The sequence below is a fragment of the bacterium genome, assembly GCA_035530055.1.
GTDB lineage: Bacteria > UBA6262 > WVXT01 > WVXT01 > WVXT01 > WVXT01.
The window spans coordinates 1-11159 of sequence record DATKVN010000021.1; the positions used below are offsets into that span (position 1 = coordinate 1).

General features: G+C 42.1%; 9 protein-coding genes and 2 tRNA genes. All 11 read right to left on the bottom strand.

What is annotated here, in order from left to right:
• On the bottom strand, positions 1-1821 hold a 1821-nt coding region (locus VMW39_02200), incomplete at its 3' end, for a PorV/PorQ family protein (GenBank protein ID HUW22830.1).
• Between the two features lie 9 nt (positions 1822-1830).
• Positions 1831-2277, bottom strand: coding sequence for a T9SS type A sorting domain-containing protein (locus VMW39_02205; protein HUW22831.1), 447 nt, complete (start codon positions 2275-2277; stop codon positions 1831-1833).
• Between the two features lie 27 nt (positions 2278-2304).
• Positions 2305-3687: an SLC13 family permease gene (locus VMW39_02210; protein HUW22832.1), complete on the bottom strand. Its 1383-nt coding sequence runs from the start codon at positions 3685-3687 to the stop codon at positions 2305-2307.
• A 1-nt stretch (position 3688) separates the two neighbouring features.
• On the bottom strand, positions 3689-3823 hold the full coding sequence (locus tag VMW39_02215; GenBank protein ID HUW22833.1) for a hypothetical protein: 135 nt from the start codon (positions 3821-3823) through the stop codon (positions 3689-3691).
• A gap of 12 nt (positions 3824-3835) precedes the next feature.
• Positions 3836-5986 carry a hypothetical protein gene (locus VMW39_02220; protein ID HUW22834.1) on the bottom strand — a complete coding sequence of 717 codons (2151 nt, stop codon included), beginning with the start codon at positions 5984-5986 and terminating at the stop codon, positions 3836-3838.
• 20 nt (positions 5987-6006) lie between these two features.
• A tRNA-Ser gene (locus VMW39_02225) sits at positions 6007-6096 on the bottom strand.
• A gap of 6 nt (positions 6097-6102) precedes the next feature.
• Positions 6103-6549, bottom strand: a complete 447-nt coding sequence (locus VMW39_02230; GenBank protein ID HUW22835.1) for a hypothetical protein — start codon at positions 6547-6549, stop codon at positions 6103-6105.
• 21 nt (positions 6550-6570) lie between these two features.
• Positions 6571-6642 (bottom strand) — tRNA-Arg (locus VMW39_02235).
• A 110-nt stretch (positions 6643-6752) separates the two neighbouring features.
• Entirely contained in the window at positions 6753-7571 is an 819-nt protein-coding gene (locus VMW39_02240) for a response regulator (GenBank protein HUW22836.1), read from the bottom strand.
• Between the two features lie 8 nt (positions 7572-7579).
• On the bottom strand, positions 7580-9007 hold the full coding sequence (locus VMW39_02245) for a FecR domain-containing protein (GenBank protein ID HUW22837.1): 1428 nt from the start codon (positions 9005-9007) through the stop codon (positions 7580-7582).
• Positions 8998-11148, bottom strand: a complete 2151-nt coding sequence (locus VMW39_02250) for an ATP-binding protein (GenBank protein ID HUW22838.1) — start codon at positions 11146-11148, stop codon at positions 8998-9000. Before VMW39_02250 ends, VMW39_02245 begins: the two co-directional genes overlap by 10 nt.
• Between the last annotated feature and the right edge of the window lie 11 nt (positions 11149-11159).

An 11159-nucleotide genomic window follows, 5' to 3' on the forward strand; every position in this document is an offset into this window, starting at 1 on the left:
CATCTTCGATAATTTCTGATTATAGGCGCTACTTCCCACGCTATCGGTATGTCCCTCAATAGAGACCTTATTGAGAGGGTACTCTTTGAGCACTCTTATCGCCTGCTGTATAGCAACGTAACCATCTTCACGCAGAACAGACTTGCCTATGCCGAAAAGGACCTTTACCGAGAAAGTAATCTTTAACCCTCGCTCCTCTTCTTCTACCTTTATCCCTTTCCCAAGTTTGGGTAATGGTATTTCCACGTTCAATTTTTTAGAAGAAGAGGTTCCCTTATTCCAGGCAACGTCATAGACGACTAATTTTACCCTATATTCGCCGGCAGGAATAGTTGTCTTATAGTAATCGTCTTTACCATCCCAGACAATAGATTGGGGAGGTGGTTCTTCGGCCTTAAAAGTTTTCGCCAGCTTCCCCTGTTTATTGTATATCTCAACCATCCAGCTTCTTATCTCGTTGGCATCTTGTGCTTTAAGCTGGAGAGTCACTGTATCATCTATGCCATCGCCATTGGGAGAAAATGCTCCTGTAGTAATAATAATCTCAGCCTTGGGTAAAGTATTGTCAACTAAAGTCGTTGTCCATTCAGACTTTGCAGGCAATCTCCCCCACTCCTCTGTCTCTATCTGACAAGTATATAGTCCATCAGGAACTATCTTGCCTTCTGTATCAGTTCCATCCCAAGCGATAGAGATGGGTAAAATCTCTCCGGACTTTCTTGATATAATCGCACCGTCTTTATCTTTGATTCGAAATTTCCACTCCTCTACTTTCTCTAAATTCTCACCCGCTATTACCAGTTCAGTGACATCGTCCATTCCATCATTATTGGGAGAGAAAACCCCGGGATCAGCCTGTAATATAATCTTTACCGTGGGGAGTCTTCCTGCCTTACCAAATCTGTATCCCAAAGAGACCATATGAGTTGTTCCCAGAGAAGCATACGGTGCCCACGCATAATTCGTTAGAAGTCCCCTCCAACGTAAGCCTGCGCCCACTCTCAACCCGGCTAAATTGCTCAAGCCCGTTTTTTGTAAGTCATACTTATATCCCGCTCTAACTGCAAAAGTCTCCAGCAAAACATGCTCAATCCCTAACGAGAAATTAAAATTCCCCTCTATAGGTTTATTTGCATCGAGGGCAATTGAAAGGTCGACTCTCTCCTGGGAAAATTTAATCTTACAAGCTAAACCGGCTTTGATATTTATAGGCAGCTTCTCACCCCTCATCTTTGTCCCCAGGTTCTGCCCAACCAATCCAAAGGAAAATGAACGGTTAGGGGTGGAAAGCATAATTCCCACATCAGAGGAAAAAGCAGAAGCTTTATTTCGGTCGATTCTACTCTCTAATCCCATTAAGTTAAAGCCGAAACAGAAGGACTTTGACACGGGGAGACCATAAGCCAAACCTCCGTAAATATCGTATACAGTAAATTTGCCCTGCGTTTCTCCTCGTATTATTTTGTCCATTTTGCCCATATGGAGATAAGAGGCGCTAATCCCCAGAGTCCCCAAAGATATAGGGTGGATGTAACCCAAAAATTCATGGCTTATATTACCCAGCCAGAAAGTGTGCATTGTCTCTAATTCTGGATTAAAAACGAAAGCCAATCCTGCCGGGTTCCAGTGCATTGCGCTCACATCATCGGCTAAAGCACAGAATGCTTCTCCCATTCCCATAGCCCGGGGGCTAAAGTTCATGTTCAGGAAGTTCCCTGTGGTAGTGCCTATCCCTGATGAGGAGAAAACTGAATTTGGAAGATATGCTACGAAAAGAAGAACAATTAAGAAAATAAAACCAGACTTAGCTGGTTTGTTCATACCACCTCCCTATTTTAAAACGACAACCTTTACGGTCTTTGAAGATTTACCAATTTTGAGATTGACCAGATATACTCCGCTTCCTACAACCCTGCCCTTATCGTTCCTCCCATCCCATTGTAAGGGCACGGTAGGTTCCATTTCTGTTGTGTTTTCCACTAATGTCCTTACAAGTTCTCCATTGATTGAATAGACTCTAATAGTTGCTCCTTGTTCGGTCACTTTGTAGTATATCCTGGTGTAGCGATCAGCAGAGTCTGCGGCTTCGGGATTAAAGGGGTTATTCCATTCAATTCTTAAGACAATTCCGCCGGAAGAACTAAATTGTCCCTCGGGGCGGACTTCTACTAATGCTTCTTCTACCGGTTGTGAAAGCATATCTTCCGCCACTGAAGGAAAAGAGAAAAGACTAATTATGAATAGATTAATCAGAATAAACCCAGGCAAATTTCGCATTCTTTCACCTCTCTTTCTCGAAAATTGCTAGATGGATCTGAAGAAAGCAATTATCATAAAGTATGAAACTAACATACTGAGAAAACCAACGAGCAGTCCCACCTTTAACCATTGAGAGAAAGCAATTTTGACATTAAGTTTTTTCTCCAGAATACCCAATGCAACAATGTTTGCAGTCGAGCCTATCATCGTGATATTTCCTCCAAAACAGGCGCCAAACAGTATTGCCCACCATACAGGTTTTAAATTGGAACTGAACATATGTAGGCTTTTAACTATTGGGACATAAGAGGCAACAACAACAACATTATCAAGAACACCCGACAATAGTCCGCTAGAAAATAGAATTGAACCCAATAGAATCTTTGGATGATTTCCTATAATACCCAAAATTTTCTTTGCCAAAATATTGCCCACACCGGATGCCTGGACAACGCCTGCCTGGGCAAATAGGAACATGAAAAATAATAGCGAATTCCATTCAACTTCGTGCTCTACGTAGTATCTTGCCTTATCATGCCGATATATCATAACTATTCCTGCAAAAATGACCGGTAGCATTATCAGCATTGAATTCTCGCCCAGCTGAAACAGGATTTCCATTCTCCTGTGTAACGCAATAAGCAATACCATAACGCCGAAGATTAACATACTGACTTTCGTGCGAAAATCCGGAGGAATAGAAATCAGGTACAAAAAATTCTTATTTTCCTGATGCGTCTCTAGTTTCAAAGAAATCTCTTTTAAATAACTCCTGTATATTATACACAGAATAAATATGGTGAGACCAAGAGCAAGAATCGACACAGGTAGAGCAAAAGTTATGAAGTTTTCAAAAGAGAGTTTGCTACGCGCTGCAATCAGAATCCCTATGGGGTTACCTAATACGGTGGAAGCTGAGCCTATGTTCGTTGCTAACACTGAGGAAATAACCATTGGCAGAGGGTCAACTTCCAGAAAACTACAGATTTCAAGGATGACGGCCATCATTACAATTATCGAGGAAATTTCCCCCATGAGTCCTGATAACAACGCCGAAACAAGCATCAAAAGAATAAAAAATTTTCTCCCACTGAGCTTCTTCAATCTTAAAAACATTGTTACCAGCCAATGAAAAAACCCAGCATCCTTCATCATACCCACCACTATCATCATTCCGATTAGAAAAATAATAACATCCAGGGAGGCGAACTTCATAAAATTTTCTAAGTCGATTGCGTGAATCAGAAGAAGAAGACCACTGCCTATGAAAACGAAACTTAATCTGAAATCCCAGAAAAATAGTGTCCCCAGAATTGATACTAAAAAAATAGAGATGATGAACGACTGTCTCAGAGAAAAACCAGCAAGGAAACTTAGAATTCCCAAAGTTAAAGAAATCAAAACCATAAATAAGATTTTCTTTGCCATACTACTTCCCTGTGAAGCAAGCGGCGCCTTTTAAACAAAGTTTGCCTTTTCCGCTTAAGCGCACTATGCCGATGCCACTTTTCCCTATCAGTGTAGAAATTGCCACTATAGCATCGTCATCAAAATAGTTCTTCATCTTACCCCCTAACTACGGAATAATTTTCTCTTTGGTATTGAAAATCTGAAAGGCTTCGGGAAAAGCTGTGAAATTCAGTTGAGGCATTATAATTCCCCCATAACTGTTTTGCTCGTCATAGTCGCTTTGCCCGCCCTTTAGATTAGTCGTTGTTTTAATCCATTTAACACTAACAAGATTCCCGTTATTATCTTTCTTAAGTTTCCCTTTCCTGATATCCTCAAGCTCGAATACGACCACACCTTTAGTGGATGATTCGGCCATAGTCCGGCCGGGATCCTGGGGGCTGGCAAATAAAAAAATCCGGCCATTCTCCTCAACCAAGCTTGAGCCACTAAAATAGTACGCTCCAAATCTTTGGGCATCCTCATTCTTCAGAAGAGTGCCCATATATCTCCAGGTTTTGCCATGGTCATAAGAAGCAATCAAGATTATCCTGGCTATATTCTGTTTATTAACAAACTTATGGCCTTGCAGGCTTAGATATAGAACTCCGTCTTTATAAATCGAGCCGGGTTCAGTATATACAAAAAGATCTTTTAAGTCCGGGTGCAACTGGCTCAAATTGATCCTTGTCTTGTGCGGTTTGAGCGGAAAGGGTCCGGCACCAAATAAAGGTATCTCTTCTGACCATTTTCCTGCGGGGTTGCTTGAATATTTGTATGCAACCCAGCCATACTGAAGCACTCTATTGCCTGCTCCGGCACCTGGATCGTGTTTTGCAAAATATTTATGCCAAAATAATTTCCACTCTTTACCTGGATCATCAGGGTCATGAACCAGCGTGGAAACCTCGTTCCACCAGGAGCCATCTATTACTTTATTGTTAAGCCTGACCGTGTCATCAACTGAAGAATTAATTGTCTTCACGAACGTCCATGTTTTACCGTGGTCAAGAGTTTTTGCCAGGTTAGTGCGGATATATTTCGGCGCGTCTATGCTTGAGTACGTCATCCAGCCAACAGAACCATCTTCATTATATTCCACTGAAGGGTCATATATGCCGTTAGTGTTAACCTCACCAATAATTTTGATTTTTTCATAATGACCGCCAACTGCCGCCTCTAAATCTGGTTGCCTTCTGCCCGAAGTGTCTATCTTCCGGGCTGAAAACATAATTCTTGCATCTTTGTCTGAGCCTTCGCCCGGGAAAAAAGAAGGATGGAAATATAAGTATTTCCTAGAAAAAGGTGCTTTCCTTCTTCTACTTCCATCGGGACGCATAGTATGGATTTCATTTAACCATTTTCCAGAGTTATAAAGAATTATACGATCACAAATCAGTAACCTCCCGTCACTGGACCAGGAAGGCACAGCCTCCAGTGCAACTTTAGCATCTTTGGGAATATATTTTTTAGAAAGGTCCTTTAGTTGTTTTGTTTCAACATCTACAACTAAAGTATGCCAAATGCCCCTTTGTTTCATTTTACGCATAAAAGCTACTTTAGAGGCATCAGGTGAAAGCTTAGGGTCATTATCCTGCATCTCCGCTTTCTTGGGTGTCTGGGCAAGAAGCTCAAGACCGCTGCCGTCATATCTCATTCTCCAAATGCCTCTTTTTCTGTTCTTAATATCCATTGCCGGAAACACTACCCACTCACCTACCCAGTGAGGGTCTGTAGGGATAATGTGGTCAGGAATGGGAAGTTTTGTAATTTCTTTTACCTGTATATTATCATCGAGAATAATATGGTTAATCTGAGGCCGGCCCTTTTCGTTAGGGCTGGAAACATAGATAATGCCTTTACCGTCAGGAGTCCAGTAGCTGTTTGCCGCCATTCTGTCTTTCTGGTGCGGGATTAGCGTCCTCACATCAGTCCCATCTATCCGCATAATCAGGACTTCGGTTCCTAAGTACTGCTGGCCTTTCCTGTCGTAATTAGCCTCGTTCTCGGTTGCACAACCGTCCTTGCCTCTATTAGTATAGCGGGTAAAAGTAACCCAATTTTTATCCGGTGAAACTCTTGCATGGGTCATCTGCTGCCAGGAATTTGTAATTAGCGGCTTCATATTTTTGCCGTCTAAAGTAGCAGTGTAGATACCAAATGCTTCGCTATCAGGGTTATTTTCGCAAAGAGCTTTCTTGGAATAACCACTAATTAAAGCTACCAGGGCTGTCGTCATAACTATCAGTATTATGACAAAAATATGGTTTTTCTTCATAAAGCGATCGATTTTCTAATTGGCGGAGAGAGGAGGATTCGAACCTCCGATCCCGAAATCGGGATAGCGGTTTTCGAGACCGCCCCGTTCAACCACTCCGGCATCTCTCCATAAAATTATCTACCTTTGAAAAATTCGAAATGACTTTTAATTTCTGGATGGGCTTCCAAATAGTAAATCTCAAATACTCTAAACGGCACAAAGAGTATAATTCCGAGCATAATCCCGATTGCCAACTTCCCTATCTCCCAGCGCGTAATCATAAGATAGATAATATAGAGAGTTGTCAGAATCATTATCGAGTGGCTTATCTGGGCAGGCATCGTCCTGGAAGACCAATCGAATAAAAAAAATCCCCCTGCTCCATAGAATAGAAGGAAAGGGATGGAAATATTCATTAATATTTTCTTCCCAAAAATCAGAGCAAATACTACAAACATCTGGATGAGAGAAGGAATATCCGTCATAACCCAGGAAATAAAATTGTATTTAAGAAAATAGAGGAATATGAATCCCGCCAATCCAACACATATCCCATTTGCAAAAATTAAAAAAAATTTCACTCCTGATCCCTATAAATTTAAAGGGCTCAGAGGGAATCGAACCCTCACACCAGGGTCCGCAACCCTGTGCTCTATCCGTTGAGCTATGAGCCCATGATTTTACGCTCTGCCACTCCTGTCATTATATTCCTCCCTCTCGGGAGGACTCCAGACCTCTTTATAATTGAGAAATAATGGCGCGGAACTATTGCTCTGCTACTCCTCTATTTATTTAACATTTCTTCTATTTTATCTAAAAGGACCTTCTTTCCGAATGGTTTGCTTATGAAATAGCTCGGGCCTTCTGGCTTTAAGGTCTCGTATAACTCTTTATCTTTAACTAAACCCGAATTAAAGATTACGGGCAGATTGAGAAATTCAGGCTTCTCCCTTAACCTTTTAACACTCTTATAGCCGCTCTGCCCGGGCATAATCACATCACAGATGATTAAGTCAGGTCTCTCTTTTTTGACTTTTTCTATCAAATCCAGCCCATCTTTAGCCAGGATTACTCGATATTTATCTTTGAGTAAACTTTTCAATAACTCTCTCACATCTTCATCATCATCTGCTATAACAATCTTTTTCATTATGGCTGTAGCCTCACTTTTCTTTTTGATAGGAGCTACCTTTGCAGTTTGACCACCTGGAGGGGCTACTCTGGCTTCCTTCCTTTTAAGGGATATCTTTCCTAAGGCTTTCTCCACTACTGTTAAAAATTGTTCTCGAGAGAAAGGTTTGGGAAGATACCCTACAACGTTCAATTCCTTCATCTGCAGGTCGAACCCTGCTATTGTGGCTATAATTATAGGGATATTTCTGGTAGCCTTGTCCTTCCGAATTCTCTTTATCATCTCGTAGCCGCTCAACCTGGGCAGGACATAATCCATTACAATTAAATCGGGCTTCTTTGATTGGGCAAGTTCCAGCCCCGACTCTCCATTTCTGGCTTCGATAAATTCAACATTGAATCTTCTCAAATGCACCTTCACTAAGAACCTTGCATCAATATCACTATCTACAATAAGTACTTTCTTGGGCATTTCTTAACCTAAAGGACACTTATTAAAATAACTGCCATTATACCTATGGTAATCGCAATCCCTGCCCCACCCCAGAAGCTTCTCTTCTTTGGATGGACTGCTTCTATTTCTCTCTTTACTATAGCTACATTGCCCTTTTCATCTTGAGATTGAACAGTAATTATATTTTTTCCCAAGGTTAAATGTACTACAGTGAAAAATTTTCCTTCCTCATTAACGTATACGCGTTTATCATTCACTCTTACTATGCAACCTTCATCTGTCCTGCCCTTTACTTTAATGAACTCATCTGGGATTTTTTCTCCTTCTTGGGGAGAAGATATCTCTAACCCGGGAGGAATAGTAACCACTGTAAAACTTCTGACTGGAGAATATTTACTCTCGAACTCGTCTTCATAAACATAAGAGACCCTCCAGAAATATTCACCATCGGGAAGTCTCCTCCTCTGGTACTCTTCGATACTTTCCAATCTCTTATCTTCGAGGATATCCATAAATCCGGGGTCAGAAGCGACCTGAAGATGGAGATATTTTATCCCCAGTCTTCTCTTCTTTTCAGAGAAATCGAGGACAGTAAGAGTCTCCTCCAAATTAATCTCTTCTTCTACCACTTCCTGTTCACCTAACTCAGGAGCTGCTGGTTTCTTTGCCAGCTCTTCCTTAGCCTGGTTCAGGTCAGGCGGGGGCGGCAAGGCGATAGGTTTTTCCGGAGCGTAATCCAATTTTGCCTGAGACATAAATCCTTCATTAATTGTCACTCTCTCTCCCTGGGCTATGAGGTCCACTTTCCCCTTGTAAACAGATACCAGGGTCGTCTTGTCCTTCTTTATCTTTGTTTTGAAATCGGGTTTGGCAAGCGTAGGTGAGATTTGGGGTTCAACTACTGCAGAAGCAGTGAGAACTCTTGCCTCTGATGCTCTCAACTCTCCGGAAAGTAACTCCACTGTCTCCTCTTTCTCTTCCGGTCTAAGAATAACCAGTGAGTTCTCCCCTAACCTGATGATCTCGCCCTTTATAAATTCTATATGAGCGAGAGAGTCAGAAAGAGTTCTGATTCCATCTTCAGAGAAGAGCCTCATACGGAGAACCGCCCTCTCCCATTCCGATTCTCCCCTTTTCCGGGTACGCACGTTGTTCCTTATACGGATTATGTCGGCAATCTCATCTTTCAGTAAACCGATGGGAACTTTAATTTTCATTGCGGGAAGGATGATATTAGGATTTTCCACCAGGTCTTTATTATATTTGTAAATCTCTGGCCACCGTGATGGGTCTCGTAGATATATATCAGCAAACTTGTGTAGTGTATCTCCTTTCTTTACAGTTACTTCGATAAGCTCAACCCTCTCCTCCTGAGCTTGAGATAGGGTAAAGAGAGACAGAATAGCCATAAGAGTAATAATTAGAATGGTTGCCTTCTTCCCCATCAACCACATACGATTTCTCCTTTTTTATTCTTTACCAACTTTTTGGGAAGCCAGAAAGAGAACCTGCTTCCCTTTCCCATTTCTGACTCCACCCAGATTTTTCCTAAATGGGCCTCTACTCCATGTTTGGCGATAGTTAGCCCTAAACCAGACCCTCTCCTCTTCTCATCCTTACCAATTCCAGCCTGCTGAAATTTGTCAAATACCGTGTCTAAATAGTCTGGAGGAATACCCATCCCGGTATCAGCGACTGTAATTTGAATCCTATCCGGGAAGTCTTGTCCAATTATATCCACGCTCCCTTCAGAAGGAGTAAACTTTATGGCATTGGAGACCAGATTCATAATTACCCGCTCCATCATGTCGCTATCAGCCCGAATTTTGGGAAAGGTATCGAATCCCTGACTGGATAACTTCACCTCTGATTTTACTGCCTGTGGTTCCATTATCTTGATGATCCTTTCAACGGTCTCCTTTGGGTCGAACTTTGCAAGAGTAAGTTTCATCCTACCTGTTTCTAACTTTGCCACATCTAAAATGTTATTGATCATGCCTAGAAGTTTCTTGCCGGAAGTATCTATTATTTTCAAAAATTCCCTCTGCTCTTCATTTATTTCGCCAGCCGAGCCATCAAGCAGAACCTCCGCGAACCCACGAATGGAAGTCATTGGGCTTCTGAGGTCATGAGTTATGGAATGGACAAAATCATCTTTCATCTTTTCTATCTCTTTCTCCAGAGTAATGTCGTGGAGCACTGTAACCACACCCAGATTCTTTCCTTTCTCAGTCTTTACGATATTGGTGCCTGTCTTTATGAACTTCCGGTAGAGACCCTGAGAGAGGTCGAGCTCCCTCACTACAGTCTTCTCTTTCTGTTCCATTATCTCACGAAGGCTCTGGGCAATCCTCTTGTCTCCAATGTAATCTATCAAATCTTTGCCCAGCACCTCTTCTCCGCTAACTTGAAGCATTTCCCGGGCCTGCTTGTTCATAAGCGCTATCCTGCCAGAAAAATCTGTCATCACAATTCCATCGGCAATGCTGTAGATGACTGCTTCTGTCTTGGTTTTCTCGGCAATTATTCTGTCAATCTGCAGGTCATTATACTCTTTCAATTTCTGGGTCATTAAATTAAAGGTATCGGCTAGAGTTAAAAGTTCGTCGTGAGTCTCCACCACAACTTTATGGGTAAAATCGCCTTGGGCTACCTTTCCCGCACCCACAATTAAGTTGAGGATGGGACGGCTCAACCCCCGGGCAGTAAGAAACCCCACCAGGGCTGCTCCAAAGATGGACACAATTATCCAGAGGATGGCGTTCTGCTTCATTTTTATTGCCGAGATATAGGCATCGTTTTTTGCCTGCTGCACAATCATCCCCCAGCCTAACCTCTTCACCGGAGCATAAGCACCAACCATCTCCACTCCCCTCTCGTCAGTGAACTCCTTGCTTCCCAGAGTCTTGCCAGAAAGGACCTCCTGGACAATAGCCAACTGAGTGGCATCTTCAAAGTCCATGGCCCTTTTTTTCTGGGGGTGAGCTATGATTTTCCCTTCCTTATTTACCAGAAAGGCAAATCCAGTCCTTCCGATCATTGTACTGTAAATCTTATGCCAGAGTTTGTTCAGTGTGACTACAATGTAGATTACCTGCCCTTCTACCAGAGGATAAGCCACGTTCAACCTGGGATCGTCTCCTACGTAGTAGAGAGGACTGATATCATGACTGCCTCGAAGCGCTTTAAGAAATAATTTATCTTCCCTCAGGTTAAGTAGCCTTGGTTTCCTTTCCAGATTTGGGTTATAAACTTTTATTATCTCCGTTCCCTTACTGTCCACGATAGAAATAGTAACGAAATCCTCGCTTGTCTCCAAAAGAGATTTCAGCACAACTCTCTTTTCTGACCAGGACATTTTTGCAATCTTCTGAGAAGTGATTATAAATGATAGTTTCCCTCTCAGATTATCTATGTAATCGTCAATCTTCTCCGCCAGCGACTGAGCCAGATGGGTATGGAGCTCTAAGATAGAATCCTGAAGAGCTACCCTGTTGATATTAATCATCCTCAGTCCCACAATGGAGAGCGGAAGGACAGCGAGAACGACCATAATAAGGATAAATTTATGGAATAGTCTAATTTTTATTGCCATTTCACCAGTAA